Raw genomic sequence first — 22,064 nt, forward strand, 5'->3', positions numbered from 1 at the left:
TGAGGTTCCTCCACGGACTCTCTCCATCACGCACATCCTCCATTTCTCTGCGAGAGTATTCAATTCTCTGCGAGCGCCCCCAGAAATTCCCCCGCAATTCCGAACTTGCATTTCCTAAAACCCATACCGCTTTGAGATATTTCCTCGCCGCGCTATCTACCGCAATCCTCGCCGCCATCGCATGGCCGGCCAACGGTTCACTCACTCCGCTCATTTTCGGAGCTTTTGTACCCATGCTGTGGCTAGAGAGCGCAGTTCGAAAGTCGGATTCAAAACGGAAAGGAAGAGTGGTGTTCTTTTACGCCTGGTTGTCCTTCGCATTATTCAACTTGTTCACCACATGGTGGGTAGCTTATGCACACTGGAGCGGGACCGTAGCTACCACCCTAATCAACGGGGGGTTAATGGCATTTTGTTTCTGGCTTTATCACCTTGCAGCTCGGTCTATCGGACAAGCACGAGCACTCATCGTTTTTCCTTTTTTGTGGATGCTTGTGGAGTACCTTCACATGGATTGGGACATGTCGTTTCCATGGCTAAACATAGGGTATGCCGTTGCAAATCGACCAACATGGATTCAGTGGTATAGCCTTGTGGGCACGTGGGGAGGAACCCTTTGGATTCTGTGGGTTAATGCGCTGATATTTCATGGATGGGACCAATATTCAGGATCGAATCGCTATAAAGCTTGGGCCATTTATGCCGGACCTGCCATTCTCCTTCCCATTTTCATTTCATTCTTCATGTATCAGAGCTATGAAGAAGTTGGTGACCCTGTTAACGTTGTTGTCGTTCAACCGAATATCGACCCGTATACCGAGAAGTTTAACATGACGGATGATCAGGCCGTGGACAAGTTCATTCGCCTGGCTCAACCACTTTTATCAGACTCCACGAATTACTTGATTGGTCCCGAAACTATGGTCGGTAAGGGGCTTAAAGAAGGCTTCCTTCAATACCATCAACCTCTGATGCGCCTGAGAAGTATTGGCGATACAATGCCAAACCTGCACACGGTAATTGGCGCCAGCACATACCGCATCTATGAATCTAAAATGACCTCAACCGCTCGAAAGGTTCGTGGGAGAGATGAGTATTACGACGCCTATAATAGCTCTCTTCATTTTACAGATTCACACGAAGCTGTAGACATTTATCACAAAACAAAACTTGTTGTAGGGGTAGAGCAAGTTCCTTTCATGTGGCTCATTGGGTCGTTTATGGAGGGGATAGACTTAGGAGGAGCAACAGGCACCTTGGGTGGTCAAGTCGATCGAGAGGTTTTCGAGAATAGAGTGAAAGACTCACTAGCTATCGCAACCCCCATCTGTTGGGAAGCTGATTTTCCTGGCTTCACGTCAGAGTTTGTTCGGAACGGAGCGCAAGTGCTATTCGCCATCACAAACGACGGTTGGTGGTCCGATACCCCTGGTAAAGACCAACACGTGCATTATGCCCGAGTGCGAGCAATAGAAAACCGTAGAGACGTTGCCCGAAGTGCAAACACAGGTATTTCTTGCATCATCAACCAACGCGGAGATATCTCACATCAAATCCCTTATGAAGAGACCGGAGCCTTTGCCGCGACAGTTTATGCGAATAGCGAATTGACGGTCTTTTCGCAGACTGGAGATTTCCTCGGACGGGTGTCAGTTTTCGTCGCAATAGCCGTCTTGCTTTCTATGTTTGTGAAGCGTAGAACAAGATCGAGATTGAACGGTTGACACAATCTATAATTCTATTGCTCAATTCAATCGGCGGTGCGAACTGCATTGCCTAACTTTGTCAACCTTATCAAAGAATTAAGTTTCTAATCATGAGTTCATACGACGTTATCGTAATCGGTTCAGGTCCTGGTGGATATGTTGCAGCCATTCGCGCAGCCCAGTTGGGAAAGAAAACGGCGATCATTGAAAAATATTCAACACTTGGTGGTACTTGCCTCAACGTAGGATGTATTCCATCAAAAGCACTTCTCGACTCTTCCGAGCACTTCCACAATGCGGAAGCTACATTTGCGGATCACGGCATCGACATCAACAAGCCGAAAGTGAACATCAAGCAAATGATCAAGCGTAAGCAAGAAGTGGTTGATCAGACGTGCGACGGTGTGGCCTTTTTGATGAAGAAGAACAACATCGACGTTCATCAAGGTGTAGGTTCTTTCAAGGATAAGAATACAGTTGTTGTTAAAGGCGACGATGGCGAAACCGAAATCAAAGGTGATAAAATCATCATCGCAACCGGTTCTAAGCCAGTTGAATTGCCTTTTGCGAAGTTTGATAAAGAGCGCATCATCTCAAGTACAGAGGCGTTGAAGCTCGATGAAGTTCCAAAGCATCTCCTCGTAATTGGTGGCGGCGTAATTGGGCTCGAACTCGGTTCAGTTTACAAGCGCCTCGGTGCCGATGTAACCGTAATCGAGTATGCCGACAGTATCATTCCGACCATGGATTCTGCCATGGGTAAGGATCTACAACGTTCACTCAAAAAGCTGGGTATCAAGTTCAACCTTAGCCACAAAGTGAGCGATGTTTCTCGCGATGGAGATACCGTAAAGGTTACCGCAACGAATAAGAAGGACGAAGAAGTGACCTTCGAAGGCGATTACTGTCTCGTTTCCGTAGGACGTCGTCCATACACCGAGGGACTTGGCCTTGAGAACGCAGGAATCAAAACCGACGATAAGGGTAGAATCGAGGTGAGCGATCATCTTGAAACAAGTACGGAAGGTATTTATGCTATTGGCGACGTCGTTCGCGGTGCGATGCTCGCACACAAAGCAGAAGAGGAAGGTACTTTGGTTGCTGAACTCATCGCTGGTGAAAAGCCGCATATCGACTACAACCTTATTCCAAATATCGTTTACACCTGGCCAGAAGTTGCCGGAGTTGGTAAAACAGAAGAGCAGCTTAAAGAAGCCGGAGTTGAGTACAAAAGCGGAAGCTTCCCAATGCGCGCACTTGGACGTTCACGTGCATCTGGGGATATCGACGGATCGGTTAAGATTTTGGCCGATAAGAATACCGACGAAGTATTGGGTGTTCACATTTGTGCTGCCCGTGCAGCCGATATGATCATGGAAGCAACTGTGGCAATGGAATTCCGCGCATCTGCAGAAGATATTGCACGCATTTGTCATGGTCACCCAACTTACACAGAGGCAATCAAAGAAGCCGCGATGGACGCCACTGCTAAACGCAGCATCCATTCGTAAGCATTCGAATTCTATACTTTCAAAAGCCATCCGAGAGGGTGGCTTTTTTTGTTAGAACCTTTTGTGCGCCAGAATGTTAATCTCATGTCAATCAAACCAATGCCATGAGATTCATCACACTTATCACTACTCTGCTTTGGGCTTCTGTCCTAAGTGCTCAGGGATGGGAACTCAAGAATAACTTGCCTTCACCACTTCATAGTGCCACCGCCTTTGAATTGAATCATTCGGCATATCTGGTGGGAGGAAGCGATGGGAATGTCAATCAGAATACGGTATTGAGGTATGATCCGGCCAACGACTTTTGGACGGCCTTGAGTCCTTTTCCCGGTGGTGCACTGAGAGGGTGCTTTAGTTTCTCGAATGATGAGTTTGGATTCGTAGGCGGAGGCTTCGACGGAATTTTGTCAAAACCCGAAATGTACCGATTCGATCCTGCTACAAATTCGTGGACTCAAGTTGCTTCATACCCGAGCTTCGGTAGAGTAGATTGCTATTCAGGAAGTTTGAACGGCATTGGTTACGTGGGCGGAGGTAGATCTTTGGACGGTACAGGCATCGTTAGCGATGATTGGTTTTCCTACAACCCGCAAACGGATACTTGGACACCTCGAGCGTCCTTGCCATTTGGTGCTCGAGCCGATGGTGTCTGTTTCACCCTAGATGGTTTCATCTATGTGGCCCTTGGGGCGAATAATCAGAATGATATCGTTGATGTATACCGATACAATCCTCAGACCGATACATGGACTCAAAGGTCACCTTTCACAGGAGCTGGATTGACGAAGGCACAGGTTTTCGTCTACGCTGGCGAGGCCTACGTGGGTGGAGGCGCAAGGATTGGTCATTTCCAAGTACAGAATATCTATTTCAAGTATGATGCACAGTCAGACTCATGGCAACAGGTGCCCGGGTTAGTGACGGGGCAGCGTGCGGGTGGAGTTGGATTTACGGTTCTCGGAAGAGGGTATATCGCAGGCGGCCAGACTAATAATGGCAACGTGAGGTCAGACGTTTGGTCATACGTACAATGTGACGGAGTACCTAGGGATTTTATTGAAGATGTTGAAGAATGCGACGGAGTAATCGTGAACTTCAGTGTGCCAGAAGGAGCAAATCACGTGTTCTGGAGCACAGGAGAAGAATCAAGCACCATACAGGTTACAAGTTCTGGAGAAGTTTGGGTTGAGGCCATTTACGATGGATGCATTTACACGGACACTGCTCGTGTGATTCGCCGCGATGGAGCTCAATCGATTCCAGGAAGCACATTCGATATTTGTGCGTACGACGAGCTTACTTTAGACATCTCCGATGTATACCCTTATCAAAACGAACGAGTGACATGGAGTAACGGAGCGGAGGGCCCCAGTTTGACGGTTGAAGAACCGGGAGCCTACTTCGCAGAGATAGAAACAGACTGCGGTATTGCCACTTGGTATGTGACGGTTCGAAGTGGGAACTGCGGGTTTGAAACTCTTTTTATCCCTAGTGCATTCTCCCCCAACGGCGATGGAGTGAATGATATGTTCACCTGGAGCGCACAAAATGTGGAGGACATCCGAATTGAGGTATACAACCGTTGGGGCGACAAAGTATACGAATCGGTAGAGCTCTCTGGAGAATGGGACGGTACCTACCGCGGAAGAGTATTGCCAGCTGGTCCCTTTACCTATGCTGTTCGTGCCAAGACCGTATCGGGACGAGTTTTGGAGGAGTTCGGTACAATCACCCTTCTGGAGTAGTTTCCGCTTTGCTTCCTATCGTTACCTTTGAAGTATGAACTACAAGGTAACCGAACTAGACGCGAGCCGCGATTGGAAAACGGCTTTTCAACTTGCGTTTGCGGATTCTGATTACTTTGTTTGCCTTGATTCTCATCAAGCTGCAGATACCTACGATTGGATTTGTGCAGGTGAGGCGTTAGAGGTTTTTGAACCTGAAACCGACTCACTCGGTAGCCTGCGAAATCATCGGAAGATGAACCCCGGCTGGTGGTTTGGGAGAATCAATTACGATCTAAAGAATGAACTAGAGCGCCTTACTTCGGAGAATGAAGACCGATTCAACTGGTCGAACACAAAATTCTTCGAAGCTGGATTTGTCGTCACCTCAAAAGCGGGCAAGGTTCATCTTCAATTGCATCCAAGTTCATCCTATAGCCCTACGAGTATCCAGGAATATGCCTCAGGAGCCAAGGCCACACTTCTTGTTTCTGAACCTGTACATCTCACGCCCAGACTGGATAGAGACACTTACATTTCTTCTGCAAACTCACTACTCCGGCATATCCAGCGAGGCGATATCTATGAAATCAATTATTGCCAAGAGTTTTATACTGATGAGGTGAAAATTCATCCGGCCGAGGTGTACGGCCGATTGCAGAAGGTCGCTGAACCTCCAATGAGCGCACTCTGGCATGCGAAAAACGAATGGGTTCTTAGCATGTCGCCCGAGCGCTATTTGAAAAAAGCGGGCTCGAGGTTGATTTCTCAACCCATCAAGGGAACGGCCCGACGATCAGCAGATTTAAATGAGGACAAGGCGATTGCGGAAGCATTGTTTCAGGATGAAAAAGAGCGCGCAGAGAACGTAATGATAGTCGACCTCGTGCGCAATGACCTGAGCCGAGTGGCTGTGCGAGAGAGTGTTGAAGTGACCGAGCTATTTGGAATTCATTCCTTTAGGACGGTCCATCAAATGATAAGCACTGTGGAATGTGACTTAAAGGATGAACACGACATCTGGGATGCAATCCGAGCTACCTTTCCTATGGGCTCCATGACGGGCGCTCCAAAAGTTCGTGCGATGCAGCTGAGTGAAAGTCATGAGTCGCATGCCCGTGGAATTTACAGCGGCGCCATTGGTTATATCGACCCAAATGATGATTTCGATTTTAATGTGGTCATCCGTAGCGTCGTGTACGATTCCGACTTAAAGTATCTATCTGTATCCGTCGGAAGTGCCCTTACTTCTAAGGCGCGTCCCGCTGCCGAGTGGGATGAGTGTCTGCTGAAACTCAAGGCCCTCAAGGATGTTCTTTCTCAATCTGTTAGTGCGGAAGATTAAGAACGATACCTTTGCCGCATGACTTTAGAGACCTCCGTACAAAAGTTCTTAGAAGGCCAAGGTGTTCAACAAGACGACGGCATCGTAATCGGTTGCAGTGGTGGTGTAGACAGCATGGTTTTGGCCAGTGTGCTCTACAAGCTCGGGTACAGAATCGGTTTGTATCACATGAACGCCGGTTTGCGTGGCGAAGAAGCCGACAAAGACGAAGAGTTGGTGGACAATTGGGCCAACGGTATGGGTGTTGCCTTCAAGGCAGGTCATTATAAAATTGGCAAGGGAAAGAGGAAGTCGACGCAAATGCGAGCGCGCACCCAGCGGTACAAGGATTTTGGACTCGCCCGACAAGAATGGGGCATGAAGTGGATTGCCACCGCGCACCATCGTCAAGATCGACTTGAGACCACCATCCTCAACTTTTTGCGAGGCTCTGGAATTCAAGGTCTGACCTCACTCCGCCATCGCCGAGATAACATTCTTCGCCCTCTTTTGGATTTCGATAAAACGGCCTTGTACAACTACGCCACCGAGAACGCGGTTCCGTGGCGCGAGGATGCTTCGAACAAGGAGCTTGGTTATGCTCGAAATCGCGTTCGCCACAAGGTGATTCCCGCTATGGAAGAAGTTGGCGATAGAGGATTGGAAGGAGCGCACCGTACGATTTCCCTTCTCCAAGAGGCCACAGACTTCTTGGATGAAAAACTCTCAGAAGCGGTGGAAGACCTCGTTTTTTGGGACGGAAAGCAACTCTTGATTGAAAAGGATAAGCTGATTGATAACCCTCACGCGGGAATTCTTCTGCACTACATCCTTTCGCCGTACGGTCAGTTCGACAAGCAAGCGATTCTTCAAGCGCTTTCTGGTCAGGCGGGGAAGCGATTCGCTACAGACGAATACGAACTCATTATCGATCGCGAACACCTTATAGTTCACCGCCCGCAGGAACCAGAGCAGAAGCAGTATAAGCTGGTTAAGGGACCGCAAATCTTCAAGAAGCCATTTCCGATGATTACGGATGTGATGCCGCGTGAAGAACTAGGAGAGATTCCAATGGACAGAAATGTCCTTTGTGTGGATGCCGATAAGTTGGAGTTTCCGCTGGTCATGCGCGTTTGGAAAAAGGGCGATCGCTTCCAGCCATTTGGCATGAAAGGAATGAAGAAGGTCTCCGACTATCTAACTGACGAAAAGGTGCCATTGCACGAAAAAGACCATGTTTTTGTCCTTTGCTCGGGAGATTCCATGGTTTGGGTGGTAGGATTTCGTCCAGATGAACGCTTTAAGGTGGACGAAAACACCAAAATGATTTACCTTGCCGAGCTCAATGATTCGTTGACATGAAGAAACTTGCACGCTACACATTTTCACTAATCCTCGCGCTTTTCGCTACTGCTGCCGTTCAGGCTCAGATTTATGAACCAGTAGAATGGGATTGGGGAATGGAGTACACCGAAGACGGAAACGTCAAACTCCTCTTTACTCCAAGTATTGAAGACCATTGGCACATTTACTCACTCAATGTTGAAGGAGGTCCGCTTCCAACAGAATTCGAGTTTGCCGATAATCCCAAGGTTGAATGGGTGACCGACTTGATGGAGTCGGAACCAATTTTTGAATACGACAAAAGCTTTGAGGTAGATCTTGCCTATCACGAAGACGGTGCTTATTTCTACAGAATTATCAAAGTTAAAGAGGCTACAACCGTAAAGGGTACACTCTCTTTCATGGTTTGTAACGATGAGATGTGTCTTCCGCCAGAGTGGATTGACTTCGAGATCGAAGTGAAGCCAAAGGCAGGAGCTGCTACTACCTCCGGTGCAGGTTCGCAGAACAAGCCACAAATTGAAGAGAAACCTCAAGATAATACTCCGGTTGATGAGGTAATTGAAGAGGACACTGCCATAGCTGTCGCGGAAAGTGACGTTACTGACGTGGAGGCCATGCCAGAAACGGAAGAAGCAGAAATGGCCGAAGAAGGTTCGGGCGACCAGCCTAAATCGCTTTGGGGGATTTTCCTTTTCGCCGTTGGCGGCGGATTGATCGCCCTGGTAACACCATGTGTATTCCCAATGGTGCCGATGACCGTGAGCTTCTTCACCAAACAATCTAAAACTCCAGGTCAAGGTATTTCAAAAGCCTTGCTCTACGGGTTTTCCATCGTGGCAATCTATGTGTTGATTAGCTTGCCGTTCCACTTGTTTAGCCAAATCAGTCCAGATATCTTCAACCAGTTCTCTACGAACTCGGTGTTGAATGTCATCCTATTTGCCATCTTCATTTTCTTCGCCTTGAGCTTCCTTGGCGCGTATGAAATCACGTTGCCTAGCAGCTGGATTAACAGCGCAGATAAGAAGGCTGATAAAGGTGGAGTAGTTGGTATTTTCTTCATGGCTATTGTTCTCATTCTCGTGTCATTCACGTGTACAGGTCCAGCTCTTGCAGGTGTGCTTGGCAGCGTTTTGAGCACGGATGGAGGAGCAACAGCACTCACGGTTGCATTCCTTGGTTTCGGCTTAGGTCTAGCTTTCCCATTCACCTTGTTTGCCATTTTCCCAGGTTGGATGAACTCACTTCCAAAGTCTGGAGGTTGGATGAACGTTGTGAAAGTATCGCTCGGCTTCATCGAGCTTGCATTTGCATTTAAGTTCTTGTCGCAGGCCGACCTTGTAGAGCAATGGCACATTCTAGAAAGAGAAGTATTCTTGGCCATTTGGGTAGCGGTATTTGCTGCTTGGGCCATGTACATGTTCAACCTATTCCGCTTGCCACACGATTCCGATGTCAACAAGATTAGCGTTGGCCGCGGTGTGATGGGCGTTCTAGTTCTATCGTTTACATTCTACATGATTCCAGGCTTGTTTGGAGCTCCGCTCAAATTAATCGCAGGTATGCCACCTCCTAGCTTCTATAGCGAAACTCCTGGTGGGCTATACCAAGCGAGAGTAGTTTCTTCTGGTGGAGGTGAGGCGCATGCAGCCGATCACATAGAAGGAACTCATCCAGAGTCTTGCCCGCATGGACTAAACTGTTTCCACGATTATGAAACTGGCTTGGCATATGCGAAAGAAGTGGATAAGCCAATCTTACTCGACTTCACCGGTTGGGCATGTGTGAACTGCCGTAGAATGGAAGAGAATGTTTGGTCAGATCCAACCGTTCTCAATCACCTTCGAAACGATTACGTGCTTATTAGTCTTTATGTTGATGAGCGCAAGGAATTGCCAGAAAACGAGCAGTACACCTCTGAGGTTACGGGTAAGAAAGTTCGAAACGTAGGTAACTATTGGACCGATTTCCAAATCACCAATTACCAAAACAACGGACAACCTTTCTATGTAATTGTTGGTCATGATAACCTCGAGCCACTTGTTGCTCCACGTGCGTACGATACAGACATCCAGGCATATATCAGTTGGCTTGAAACGGGAATGAAGAAGTTCGAGGAGGGGAAGTAGCTAACAGGCAACAGGCAACAGGCAACAGGCAACAGGCTAGAGGCGACAGGCGACAGGCGACAGGCTTCGGACGAGAGGCGACGGCGAGAGGCCGTTTCAAAGTCCAAAGGTCCGAAAGTCCAACTCTCCAACCCTCTCCCGAATCGGCTGCGCCTCTCGGGATACCTCCCTTCGGTCGGCACATCAGTCCATTAGTCTATTGGTCCAAAAGTCAAAGGTCCGAAAGTCCAACCCTCTCCCGAATCGGCTGCGCCTCTCGGGATACCTCCCTTTGGTCGGCACATCAGTTCATTAGTCTATTGGTCCAAAAGCCCAAAGGTCCGAAAGTCTAACCCTCTAACCCTCTCCCGAATCGGCTGCGCCTCTCGGGATACCTCCCTTCGGTCGGCACATCAGTCCATTAGTCTATTGGTCCAAAAGTCAAAGGTCCGAAAGTCCAACCCTCTAACCCTCTAACCCTCTAACCCTCCAACCCTCCAACTCTCAAACCCTCCAATTTGATTACCTTTGCCCCAATCGCAAAACCACGCACATGAGCGCTTCCTTTACGGACAAAAGTTGGAGCATTTTCAACCAGAGTATCTCGGAATACCACAAGGTAGACGACGTTGATCAGCCGATGAACAATCCATATGAAGAGGGTACAATCGAGGCCACTCTTTACCACAAGAATTGGATTGATACGGTTCAATGGCATTTGGAGGATATCATTCGCGATCCGCAAATTGATCCGGAAACAGCACTGACGATCAAGCGTAGAATTGATGCCTCAAATCAAGATCGCACCGATATGGTTGAGGAAATCGACACGTGGTTTCGTGAGAAGTATGCCAATGTTGATGTAAAGGCGGACGCAAAGATTAACACCGAGAGCCCAGCATGGGCAATCGACCGTTTTTCAATTCTTTCTCTCAAGATTTACCACATGAGAGAAGAGGTTGAGCGAAATGACGTCACTCCTGAACATCACGCTAAAGTCGCTTCGAAGTTGACCATTTTAGAGGAGCAGAAGATTGACCTTTCTACGGCCATAGAAGAACTTCTGGAAGACTACGCCTCTGGCAACAAATACATGAAGGTGTACCGCCAAATGAAGATGTACAACGATCCTTCACTCAACCCAGTTCTCTACAAACAGAGCAAGTGAAAATACTCGCCATCCGATTCTCCGCCCTCGGGGATGTGGCCATGACCATTCCCGTGATTCTGGAAGTGCTCGAGCAAAATCCAGATGTGGAAATCGATGTGCTCACCAGACCTTTCACTAGTAAACTGTTTCCTGCTCATCCGCGGCTTAAAGCTATCGGTGTTGATGTAGACAACCAATACAAAGGTTTCTTTGGTCTTTGGAAACTCTCCAAAGAACTCAAGACGAATAAATACACGGCTGTAGCCGATTTGCACTTTGTACTTCGGTCTAGACTAATCTCCCGATTCATGAGAAAAGGGAGGAGTATTGCACATCTAGACAAAGGCCGTGAGGATAAGAAAGCACTCACCCGAAAAGAGAATAAGATTCGCGGACAGATTCGTCCGATGACGGAGAGATACGCGGATGTCTTTCGAGAACTCGGATTAGAGGTGAAGCTCTCTCATTCGCTAGCCGGTTCTTCAAAATCGAATACAATCGGATTCGCACCTTTCGCACAGCACAAGGGCAAAGCATGGCCAGAGCGACATGCCATTAGGCTGCTTGAGGAGCTCAACGCCGCCGGTCGAGATGTGCTGCTTTTTGGAGGCCCGGATGAGCGTTTGAAGCTAGAGCAGATGAGCGCTGGGATGGATAAAGTGAACGTCCATGTTGGCAGCGGTATTCAGTCAGACATCGACGCTATACGAGATCTTCGATTAATGGTTTCCATGGATTCTGCCAATATGCACCTAGCGAGCTTGGCTCATACCGAAGTCGTTTCAATTTGGGGAGCGACGCATCCCGATGCGGGCTTTTTGGGGTGGGGACAAACGGTGGACAATGCTGTACAGGTGGATGTAGATACATTGTCGTGCCGACCATGTTCCGTTTTTGGAAACGTTCCATGTCACCGTGGCGATTGGGCCTGCATGGAAACATTAGAGCCGGAGCAGGTTCTTCACAAGATTTCCGCCCTTATCGGCGAACAATAGCCCTTTTTCACGAGTTTTGAGGGTATGACTTTGCCCGATGAAAAAAGATTTCGACTCCGAAAAGATGAACGCGTTGTTGGCTACATGCGGCAACTCGGTAAGGAAAGCTATTTCTTTTCAAAGGATTCGTTTTGGTGGACAGGCCGTAAGATTCAATATGAGCAAATTGATGAATGGACGGGCTACTTTGATAAGAACAGATCGCCTATTTACGAATGGGATATTATTCACTTCAAGGTAGATCCAGATGGCCAGTCGGAAGAAGGAGTGGTCCTCTGGGAATCCAATCAAAAGCGATTTGTCATTCGTAAAGTGCGAGAGGCCATACATTTTCCGTTTGAAACGGATGGATTACAGTTGTTCGATCAACGACAATTAGAAGTGTTTTCCTACCTTTTCATCAATCCAGAATTAATCGACGACCTTGGACTCAGCGATTCATAACACCGAACCAAAATCCGACGACATTTTTAGCAATGTGTCGGTCGATCCCAATCAACTTCCCAAATTAGAAGAAGTAGAATATCAACCTATCAGCCCTAAGTACAAAGCCATGCAGTTGGTGGTTACACTCATTGTGGTCGTTCTGATTGCAGTGGGAGGAACTGCAACAAGCCTATCGCTTCAAGAAGGCCAGATTTTGAGCTGGTCCATCATGGGGGGCGCCATGTTGCTGTTTTTTACCCTTCGAACGCTCCTGGTGAATCTCGGATATAAATGGAAGGGATATGCACTTCGTGAGAAAGACTTGATTTATCGCTCTGGACTCATTTGGCGGAAGGTCATTATCATTCCGTTTGCACGAATCCAGCATGGCGAGTTGAGCGAAGGTGTGATAGAGCGATTTTATGGGTTGAAGAAAATCCGAGTGTACACTGCAGGCGGCTCTAGTAGCGACCTTACCATTCCGGGTTTGCCCAAAGAGCGAGCTGAACAACTCCGTAAGTTCATCATGGATCGCGTGATAGAAGAGGCCGAGGAAGAAGCTGCAGAAGAGGTTAAGGGTTCACCGGTAGACTTGAATTGAGGATGGAGTACAATCAACCTCAAAAGCTTGCGCCTATTGCGTTGTTGCGGGTGTTCAGCCGAGTGTTACGTGCATTGGTTGGAAATTTATGGCCCGTGCTTCTCGTTTACTTTTTTCAGATTAACAGAAGAGAAGATGCGGATGGGAATCCCGTCATTTTATATGTGGCATATGGCGTACTTGCCATCACGGTCATAAGTGGAATCATTCGATACCTCACTTTTCGGTGGAGTATTGACGACGACGCATTGATTATCCGACATGGTGTTTTTCGGAAGGTGGATTTGAGGATTCCCTTTGAGCGAATTCAGGCAATCGACCTTCAGCAACCGTGGTATTACCAGATTGGCAATGCGGCGCGCTTCGTGGTTGATACAGCCGGCTCTAAATCCAAAGAGGCAGAGATTTGGGCCTTAAGACTTCCAGAAGCTGAGAAGCTGAGGTCATATATTCATGAAAGGAAGGCCGATGTAGGGGTCGATTCAGAAGGCGAACCATCGGTAGCAGCAGAGCCAAAGCCGATTAAAACATGGGTGAAGGTCGATATCGGTACGCTAGTTAAAATCGGACTTCTCCGGAATCACTTCCGTTCAATTGCCGCCTTCATTGGTGGTGGATTCTATCTGTACAGTCAGCTTCAAGACGTGTTTGAAACCGAAGAGGTCAACCGTGAGATTGAGCAAATTTACTCGGTAGTTCCAAAGGTGATGTCGGCCTACGTGATTATAGGTACGCTGGTAATTCTGGCGGCGGTGACCTTTTCAATACTGCTGACCATTTTTAGGTTTTACGGTTTCAATCTCATCGAAAAAGAAGGTGCCTTTGTGGCCAGATATGGGCTCACGAGTGTGAAGACCCGTCAGCTAAAGGAGCGCAAGGTTCAGATCATGCGCACGGAACAAGGGCCGGTATTCAAATGGGCTAAGATCATGCGCTTCAAGATTGAGCAGGCGTATGCAGAGAAGGTTCAGAACCGCGACGATTTTTCCATTCCCGGTAGTCCACAGGCTGAAGTACTGAGCTTCCACAAACGACTCTTTGGGTTGTTGCCGAAGATGATTCACCCGGGTACGTCCTTTAAATGGTTTTGGTTTAGAATGACGAGAGTGGGCATTCTCCCAATACTGCCTTTTGTAGCCTTGGCCTATTTCCTCGTGAACCCAACCTATTACTGGGCATTGCTCTGGTTCCCGTATCAGGCGTTTTACAGCTATTTCCTTTGGAGGAATCAAGGAATTGCGATAGACGACCATGTCCTCTCGGTCCGCAGACAAGTCATTTTCGAAAAGCGCGCGACTTTGGAGCTTCAGCGGGTGCAGGCTGTGCAAATCACGCAGTCGATTTTCCAGCGCAGAAACAAGTTGGCCACCTTAAAAATCGAGACCGCTGGAGGCAGCGTTTCGCTTCCGTTCTTGCCTATTGAAACGGCTACAAGGTTAACGAACTACTTGCTGTACAAGAGTGAGACGGCGAAGTTGGACTGGATGTAAGCGTTTGAAAACGTAAGTAAACGTTTAATACACGACTAGTTTCTGCCAATCACATCACATTTGCTGAAAACCATTAAGCGAATGTTAGTAAAGGTGTTTGGTAGCGCGATTCACGGAGTGGATGCCACCACGATTACCGTGGAGGTGAGCGTCGATAAAGGAATCAAATTCTTTTTGGTTGGATTGCCGGATTCTGCCGTAAAAGAGAGTCAGCAACGGGTAAGATCTGCCCTTGCCTATTGCGGTCTGAAGATGCCGAGGCAACAGATTACCGTAAACATGGCTCCGGCGGATATTCGCAAGGAAGGCTCTGCTTATGATTTGCCTATTGCAATCGGTATTCTTGCGGCATCGGATCAACTCAAGTCGGAAACCTTAACCCGATGCGTAATTATGGGAGAGCTTTCGTTAGATGGAAGTTTACAACCGATTACAGGAGCTTTGCCCATGGCGATTCAGGCGGTTGTCGAGGAGTTTGACTCCATCATCTTACCCATGTCAAATGCCAAAGAAGCGGCCATCGTGGAAGGGATTTCTATCTATGGCGCGCGCAACCTTGAAGAGGTGGTTCGTCATTTCAACGATGGCGAAAGCTTGCCTCAAATTGTGAGCAATCCTAAAGCGGCATTTGAACAGGCTTACCAGAACTCTGGCGTTGATTTTAGCGAGGTCAAAGGACAAGATAACGTCAAACGCGCATTGGAGATAGCTGCGGCGGGAGGTCACAACGTGATTCTCATTGGTCCTCCTGGGGCAGGTAAATCTATGTTGGCCAAGAGAATGGCTACCATTCTTCCACCAATGTCGATGGAGGAGGCGTTGGAGACGACAAAGATTCATTCCGTCGCCGGAATACTTCCAAGGGGACAAGCCTTAGTCGCGCATCGGCCGTTTAGATCGCCTCATCATTCGGTTTCCAATGCGGCTTTAGTAGGCGGGGGCAGTTACCCTCAGCCGGGAGAAATTAGTCTGGCGCACCACGGCATCCTCTTTTTGGATGAATTACCTGAGTTTCAAAGAAGTGTTCTGGAAGTCATGCGTCAGCCTATGGAAGACCGAGAGGTGACGATATCGCGCGCCAAGCATACCGTCACTTATCCTTCTTCATTTATGTTGTTCGCAAGCATGAACCCTTGCCCTTGCGGCTATCACAACCATCCCAATCGGGATTGTACTTGTCCGCCTGGGGCGGTAGACCGATACTTGAACAAGATCTCGGGACCGTTGCTCGACAGGATTGACCTTCATGTAGAAGTTACGCCGGTTAAATTCAAAGAAATCTCGAATGATTCACCGGCGGAGAAAAGTGGATTGGTGAGGAACCGAGTGCTGAAGGCTAGATTGATACAGAGTGAACGTTTCACTCATCAACACAAGGTGCATTGCAATGCGGAGATGGGCAGTAAGCTGCTTCGCTCGGTTTGTCAACTCGATGAGCAGAGCCGAACCATGTTAGAAACTGCGATGAAACGAATGAACCTATCAGCTAGGGCGTACGATCGAATTCTTAAGGTAGCTCGTACGATTGCAGACCTTGGTGAATCAGAAAGTGTTGAAGCCTCTCATTTAGCGGAAGCGATTCAATACAGGAGTTTGGATAGGAGTGATTGGGGTGTGTGAGGGGGGGAGGAATTAAAAAACCCTATTCGTACTATCTCGTTTTGGGTACATTCGCCTTACTGTTCGTTCTGCGCGTCAAAATCTCAGATAGAACAGCCTAACAACAGAGAATGATGTTTTGAAAGGGAATAGTCAAATGCCGAATTTATCCGTTGATGAATGATTCTTAGTGCTTGAATTAAACGGTAGAGACAATGTCAGGCATTCTACACATTTTGACAAAGTCAATTCACGCAGCGAGAGGACACAATCAGTGTTGCAGTTCTTTTGTTGAATTAGCATGCTTTAACTTGAGGCCGATACTTGAGTGTATCTTAAACAACAGTTTTTATATTTCTTACCACTCATACATATACACCTGTTATTTCTTCCTACTCCTGATGCCAGTTTTGCTAGTCGCCTTTGATATGATTGATATGATTTCGTAAAAAACTCTTTATCAAATTGTTTTGCAAGTGATCCATCAAGCATAACTTTTTCATTTTCTTTTCTTTTCACGAATCCTCCTTCCCTGAGAAAGAATCCTAGATAGGAAGTTTCTGTGTCAGAGTGGTATTGGTGGCCAAATTCTGTTCGCTCTATGAAGAATCTTATTAGTTCATCAGGAGTGTTCAAGTAGGTAACGATTATTTCCAAATCATACATACTCATTGCTATTGGGCGAACTTCCTGATTATGGAAGTGTAACATTGTATGGATTGCAATTGAAGGATAAGGGTCAAGGACCACGCATACTGTTGCAACTTTTTTAATGTTGCCGATATCAACTAATTGTTGATTCGAATTAAAAACTTTGGCGCTTCCATCTAGGATGTAGGGAATCGGCAGTATGGCTTGTTCATGTGCTAAGCCTACCGCTTTGTGAAAATCACGTTCATATGTTTCAATGTCACCTTGACGAGCTAGCTGCGTTAGGCGTTTAGACTTTACTTGAAAAATGATCATCGTATCTCTATGGATAACACATACATCTAGGTCAGTTAATGTGTTCCCTTTAGATAATTTCACTTCTACGCCTAAGTATACCTCTTCCGTGTTAAATACCTTTCGCAATAGTTTGAAGGTCATTTCTTCTGCCGCTATTCCGCGATGCTTCAAGGCTTTATCTCTATATGAATCATCCTGAAGCATCCAATAGAACGGTCCATCGTAAATAGCCTCGGCAAGCGTAAAAGCTAAAGGAACCACTAATTGAGAATCCTCCTGCCAAATTGGATTGAATCTAAACTCGTTCATATCACCAATGTCAGAGAGGGATGCATTGTAGTGAGAGCTGTCTTGAATTGAGAAGGCTTTTGATACTTCTAGTAGTTTAGGATTTTTCTCGAAATAGTAATTGGAAATGCACAAATAATTTGGATGACCATGCTCATTCTGCACCGGGAGATTGGCTCGAAGATCAATTGTCATTCGTAAAACAGTATAAAAATCAATTAGATCTTGAATAGAGAACCCGTATTTCGCCTTTAACCAGTTTTCATCGTGCTTGTATTTGTCAACCAAATGGTCGATCAATTGAGTGTCATAGCTTCCTGTGCCAGAGTAGAAAATGGTCTCTTTAACCATTTCTGGGTTTTGGCTGTAAGCTTCTGCAATATTAGAATATTCGAAAGGATTAACATTCTGCATTAATGCGACATGGATATCGTCTAAGGTCTTGTGAACTAACTCTGCGAGCTCCTCTACTTTCAGTTCGGGATCTTCATCTTTATCTTTATTCTTCAACCAAAGCCCAAATAAGAAGGTTAACTCGTTCTGATTAAGAGTTGTGCGAGTATTGATTCTATCAAGTTCAGCGAAGGTGTATCTGTTGTTCTGCTGGATTAATAGAAATAGGGATTCTAGAAAGTTTGACTGTCTAGATAGTCTGTTTAGTTCAGCGAGAAGCTTTTTGTATTCGTTGGGTGTAGTTTTTTCTGTCATGGATTATCTATGTTGATTTCAGCTTTAGGGTTAACATCATTTTCTACGGTGGTAGAGTTCTTGTCTTGGTTGAGGTTTTGTTTCAAGAGAATGCTGAACTGATAGAATAGATAAAGGTTATTCAAGTAGTTAGGTGTCTTGAGGTCACTTTCGGACTGGCTACGATTCACTTTTTTTAACTCCGATATCAAAGCCTTAAACAATTTAATTAAGTAATATATATTACTTAATTATGATTCTATTACGATTTTAATTTTAACTATTGTTTCGAAAAAATGCTGTCTAATAAGAATCAACATTACAGTTGCCTATGTAATTTGAATCTTAAAATGCTTTTGCCAATACTTGAAAGTAAATCAGACATGGTATCAATTTAGAGGATTGATGGCTTTTTTATTCTAATCGACGCCGGATTCTATATGTAATATACGATTGATAGTATTATTAGATGATCTATCTCATACTTCATTTGAAAAGAATCAGTCGATGTCCAGTGTTGAAGTTTGATTTCTGTTTCTATAGATTCTAGTTGTCTAGAAACATGTGAATCAGTGCTGTCTAATGGGTTGGTCGAAAATGAAATAGACACAATCGGACATGAATTTCTTCACAATAGGAGATGGAATAGCCGATTAGCATACATTTACGGCCATTGATAAGGAGTGAAGGTCGAACCAATTTCAGTTCATCCAAATCAATGGAATCTGTGATTTTCTCACGAGTCAAAAAAGGAATCTGGGAAAGGCGGTGATAGAATTCACCGTTTGCGTAATAATACATAATTGACGTTTACGGTTTTACACCACTTCGTCCCGTACAACTTCTCTATTATGCATTTCGTAAACATACGAAGTGGTCGCATTAAATTAATCCGAGCTTCGTCTGGTTACATGGGCTAATATAGTGACAAGGTTTAAGGAGATGAGATTGGTTGTTTGAACTTTTCAACAAACTATTCACAATTAGCCCTGTAAGCACTAGTAAAAACATTACTACTCCTGATAATTCTGTTTCCGATGCGGCTTTTGTAGGCGGGGGAAGATACTCTCAGCCAGGAGAAGTAGTTTAGCATACGACGGCTTCTTCTTGGATGAATTACCTGATTTTCAAAAAAGTATTCATGGAGTCAGGAATCAGTCTGTGGAAGACTGAGAGGTTACGATTTCGCACGAAAGGTAAACGCCTTCTTATCCATTCTCCTATATTTTGATCGCAAGTATAGATCCGTTGAAGCGTTCCTCTTGTGTCTATTTAGTAATTCGTTAGGTATAAATGTTCCATGAGTAAATCGCATGTGTCATATCATCATCACCCCTATTCGTTTGAGAAGACAGAAATAAAGCTTTTAGATATTTACCTCATTTAATGTTAATGCTTTCCTTTTCTCTTTTTGACAGACGATAATGTTGATGCACATATCGATTAAGGGAGAATTTTGCCATATTGTCTAAAAGGGTTCGCTATTCACATCGTTTATAAGATGTTTTTGTTCTTAGCTATTCTGCTCCTAGTCAAGTCCCATTTGTTTGCGAAGCTCGTTAAGTTTATTAGCTGTTAACGCTAGCTTTCGAAACTCCAACCTGCCATCTTCTAGTTGTCCAATTCGAAGTCCAGAAAGGTCAAGAGTTTTATTGTCTCCGTTTTCAATTAGTCTTTTGTAGAACCACAGTGAAATGGTTCTCTTTCGGAACGGTCTTAAGTCACCTAGTTGATATAAATTCACAGAATCAGTTACTTGTCTTGAAGGATATTCCCAGTATTCGCATATGTCCTCAATAAGTTGGTGAAGCTCATCAAAACCGATTCTTAGTTCACTTATTCCATCAATTTCTTGATTATATGTCCATCGAGCTTTCGATTGTTCTTTAGGATTGTCAGGAAATAGGATTAATATTCTTCGATCAGGAGATGATTGAAGCAGAACCTTATCAACAATACTGGAATAGTGCTGATCTAGAATTCGAAGATCACGAATTCGACTACCGCTCGATCCCCAATATGTCTTCAGTAAATCCTTTATTTCAGTGGGTAGATTATACCTGTTGATCCTTTCAATCGTTTGGTTAATGCTTCTTGGCAAATTGACATGAGGGTACTTTCTACGCAGGATTTGATTCAATTGATCTTGCATAATTCTAAGTGTGGAAAGAAGAGGGGATATTTGATTCTGAATTTCAACTGAGCTTTCAGAATAAAAGACTATTCTATCATCCAGGTCATCTATTTGGTCATCAAACAGATCAAGCTCTAGAAAACACTGCTTTTGTAAGAACTCCATTCGTCTAATTGAAACAACTGCGGAAGTGGCTCGATTCAAAAGCAAAGCATAATCATCAGAAAAACCAGCTTCGCGGTTAAGGTTACTTGTTCTTTGGAAAAGTCCATATGAGTTCAGTAATTCTGGAATGTACATAATCAATTTAGGCTAAAAAGTTGATGAAATATGCATATAATCCGGGTAGGTATATCCTTCATAAGATCCTTTTGATTTGGGGTAGTTAAAAGGTGCACTTGAGATAAAAGTAATTGAATTTTCATTGTATTGATGTTGTTAATGAATAAGGTCACATATAGGATGGTCAAAATGGTTTGTTGTTGGAGGGGGTGAAGAAGCCTTTGTCAGGATTTCAATGAATACATTAGTCATTCCCTACTAACCATTTGACTGTTGGTAGATGTTTGGTTTATTGAGCAGAAACATCATGGATACGGCTGAGCTCATTAAATGGGGTGTCGGATTGAATATGAAGGTAGCTCGCACGATGGCTGACCTAGGTGAAGCAGAAAGTGTTGAAGCCTCTCATTAAGCGGAAGAGATTCAATACAGGGGTTTGGATAGGCGTAATTGGGGTCTGTGAGGGGGGCTAGTTGAAGAATTTTAATGAACTTCTCTCATTATTGAAAGATTAGTCATAAATTTCATCAAGATCTAAATCGAATACCCTCTCTAATATTCGACCACCTTAATTAGAGTTTTACAGGAATTTCAATGCGGCTCACAAACTGTGTTGGAAATAATCGTTTAACGCTTACTTGTGTTTGGTTCATCTAAGCATTAGTGGAATAAACTTGTTTAACTCATGGTCAGGTTCATCTGGAAACAAGGATTTGCTTTGAAGAAAGTTGAAATCCTTCTTCTCCTTTTTGTGTTCCCGCACATCGCGGCTTTCTCCCAACAATACCACAATCCTTGGAATATTGACGTGGGAATTGACGTAGGGCCGAGTTCACTTGTTCTAAATGAGCAGTTGCCTTCGGAAAGTGAATTCTTGCAAAGTCCATTTCATGTTCCTTATGATACGTCTAAGTTTCTCTTCAATCACGAGTACAGAGGGATTTGGATTCGTTCACAAGGCCGAGTTGATGTAACCATGAACCTTCAATTCAGTCATGAAGATGGATACATGTTTGGCCTTGGATTTAGAACTGGTCTTGTACCAGCAGAAGAGCCCAGGGTTTATTATGCCACTTTGAGTAGTGATGAAAGCGCTTCAAGATCCGTAGAGTTATCCTTGAATTCTCTCCAAATTCAAGGAGGATGGGACTTGTTCCATGAACGCTGGAATATTCCAAAATCCCACCTTTTCCGACTCAATTGTTATCTGGGTTATTCATGGATGTCGATGGATGATTTGTACACTTATCATTACTCCGAAACTAATTCTTCAGGATCCATGCTCGTGAATTCTAGTGAGAGCTTCACTTTGAAGGCTGGAGGCGTGAATTGGGGTTGCGGCATGGATTACATTTGGTTTCCAAACAAAATTAAAAGTGGCTTTGGATTGGGCTTCACCTTCCGCTTTGATCGTCATTATCTCAACTACCGAGAAATGAATCGGAACACCTACTTTTTGAATGGAGAAGATCAATTGAAGGATCTAGCCGCGAAGGAAAGAGTGTTTTTGTTCGAACAGACAGACTCAGGTGAAAGTAAGGGAGCGACGCGCTTTGATAAAGCAATCTCCCACAGCGATAATGTTCATTTTGGATTGAAAGTTCTTTATCGATTTGGACGACTCTAGCCTTGTGCATATCCCCATGGAAAATGGAGTGGAGGGTCTCATCCCTCCACTTCAAAACTTCGCTAGCTCGGCCCACCCCTCTCCATTTACTTAAGTATAATCATTTCTACAACATCA

At 45.3% G+C, this 22,064-nt stretch carries 17 protein-coding genes; 14 read left to right on the top strand and 3 right to left on the bottom strand.

Annotated features, from left to right (window positions below; translation table 11 throughout):
• Positions 1 to 131 precede the first annotated feature (131 nt).
• The 12 genes from lnt (at position 132) to F8C67_RS06565 (ending at position 16,002) form a co-directional block, all read left to right on the top strand.
• A complete protein-coding gene (gene lnt / locus F8C67_RS06510) occupies positions 132 to 1,724 on the top strand; it encodes an apolipoprotein N-acyltransferase (protein WP_151667019.1) in 1,593 nt (530 codons plus the stop codon).
• A gap of 92 nt (positions 1,725 to 1,816) precedes the next feature.
• Positions 1,817 to 3,217: a dihydrolipoyl dehydrogenase gene (lpdA, locus tag F8C67_RS06515; protein ID WP_151667020.1), complete on the top strand. Its 1,401-nt coding sequence runs from the start codon at positions 1,817 to 1,819 to the stop codon at positions 3,215 to 3,217.
• Between the two features lie 104 nt (positions 3,218 to 3,321).
• The gene (locus F8C67_RS06520) at positions 3,322 to 4,962 is read left to right on the top strand and encodes a kelch repeat-containing protein (protein WP_151667021.1); all 1,641 of its coding nucleotides are present in this window, start codon (positions 3,322 to 3,324) and stop codon (positions 4,960 to 4,962) included.
• A gap of 34 nt (positions 4,963 to 4,996) precedes the next feature.
• Positions 4,997 to 6,286, top strand: a complete 1,290-nt coding sequence (locus F8C67_RS06525) for an anthranilate synthase component I family protein (RefSeq protein WP_151667022.1) — start codon at positions 4,997 to 4,999, stop codon at positions 6,284 to 6,286.
• A gap of 18 nt (positions 6,287 to 6,304) precedes the next feature.
• Entirely contained in the window at positions 6,305 to 7,627 is a 1,323-nt protein-coding gene (gene tilS, locus F8C67_RS06530) for a tRNA lysidine(34) synthetase TilS (protein ID WP_151667023.1), read from the top strand.
• Positions 7,624 to 9,741 (top strand): protein-disulfide reductase DsbD family protein, encoded by a 2,118-nt coding sequence (locus F8C67_RS06535; RefSeq protein WP_151667024.1) that lies wholly within the window; start codon positions 7,624 to 7,626, stop codon positions 9,739 to 9,741. Before tilS ends, F8C67_RS06535 begins: the two co-directional genes overlap by 4 nt.
• 532 nt (positions 9,742 to 10,273) lie before the next feature.
• Positions 10,274 to 10,888 carry a DUF4254 domain-containing protein gene (locus F8C67_RS06540; RefSeq protein ID WP_151667025.1) on the top strand — a complete coding sequence of 205 codons (615 nt, stop codon included), beginning with the start codon at positions 10,274 to 10,276 and terminating at the stop codon, positions 10,886 to 10,888.
• Positions 10,885 to 11,865 (top strand): glycosyltransferase family 9 protein, encoded by a 981-nt coding sequence (locus F8C67_RS06545; protein WP_151667026.1) that lies wholly within the window; start codon positions 10,885 to 10,887, stop codon positions 11,863 to 11,865. Before F8C67_RS06540 ends, F8C67_RS06545 begins: the two co-directional genes overlap by 4 nt.
• Before the next feature lie 24 nt (positions 11,866 to 11,889).
• On the top strand, positions 11,890 to 12,309 hold the full coding sequence (locus tag F8C67_RS06550; RefSeq protein WP_151667027.1) for a YopX family protein: 420 nt from the start codon (positions 11,890 to 11,892) through the stop codon (positions 12,307 to 12,309).
• Positions 12,290 to 12,892: a PH domain-containing protein gene (locus tag F8C67_RS06555; protein WP_151667028.1), complete on the top strand. Its 603-nt coding sequence runs from the start codon at positions 12,290 to 12,292 to the stop codon at positions 12,890 to 12,892. Before F8C67_RS06550 ends, F8C67_RS06555 begins: the two co-directional genes overlap by 20 nt.
• Positions 12,893 to 12,894: 2 nt before the next feature.
• Positions 12,895 to 14,382, top strand: coding sequence for a PH domain-containing protein (locus F8C67_RS06560; protein WP_151667029.1), 1,488 nt, complete (start codon positions 12,895 to 12,897; stop codon positions 14,380 to 14,382).
• 81 nt (positions 14,383 to 14,463) lie between these two features.
• The gene (locus F8C67_RS06565; RefSeq protein ID WP_151667030.1) at positions 14,464 to 16,002 is read left to right on the top strand and encodes a YifB family Mg chelatase-like AAA ATPase; all 1,539 of its coding nucleotides are present in this window, start codon (positions 14,464 to 14,466) and stop codon (positions 16,000 to 16,002) included.
• A gap of 285 nt (positions 16,003 to 16,287) precedes the next feature.
• Here the strand turns inward: F8C67_RS06565 and F8C67_RS06570 are convergent, their stop codons facing one another.
• From F8C67_RS06570 to F8C67_RS06575, 3 genes are all read right to left on the bottom strand, one after another.
• On the bottom strand, positions 16,288 to 17,925 hold the full coding sequence (locus tag F8C67_RS06570; RefSeq protein ID WP_151667031.1) for a YecA family protein: 1,638 nt from the start codon (positions 17,923 to 17,925) through the stop codon (positions 16,288 to 16,290).
• Entirely contained in the window at positions 17,922 to 18,095 is a 174-nt protein-coding gene (locus F8C67_RS14290; protein ID WP_170266387.1) for a hypothetical protein, read from the bottom strand. Before F8C67_RS14290 ends, F8C67_RS06570 begins: the two co-directional genes overlap by 4 nt.
• 1,337 nt (positions 18,096 to 19,432) lie before the next feature.
• Positions 19,433 to 20,338, bottom strand: coding sequence for a hypothetical protein (locus F8C67_RS06575; protein WP_151667032.1), 906 nt, complete (start codon positions 20,336 to 20,338; stop codon positions 19,433 to 19,435).
• Between the two features lie 262 nt (positions 20,339 to 20,600).
• On the opposite strand from F8C67_RS06575, the gene F8C67_RS14425 reads away from it, so the two are divergent.
• Positions 20,601 to 20,732 carry a hypothetical protein gene (locus F8C67_RS14425; RefSeq protein ID WP_262714216.1) on the top strand — a complete coding sequence of 44 codons (132 nt, stop codon included), beginning with the start codon at positions 20,601 to 20,603 and terminating at the stop codon, positions 20,730 to 20,732.
• Positions 20,733 to 21,005: 273 nt separating this feature from the next.
• Entirely contained in the window at positions 21,006 to 21,947 is a 942-nt protein-coding gene (locus F8C67_RS06580) for a hypothetical protein (protein ID WP_151667033.1), read from the top strand.
• Positions 21,948 to 22,064: the final 117 nt, after the last annotated feature.

The sequence above is a fragment of the Phaeocystidibacter luteus genome (genome assembly GCF_008933115.1).
Classification (GTDB): Bacteria; Bacteroidota; Bacteroidia; order Flavobacteriales; family Schleiferiaceae; genus Phaeocystidibacter; species Phaeocystidibacter luteus.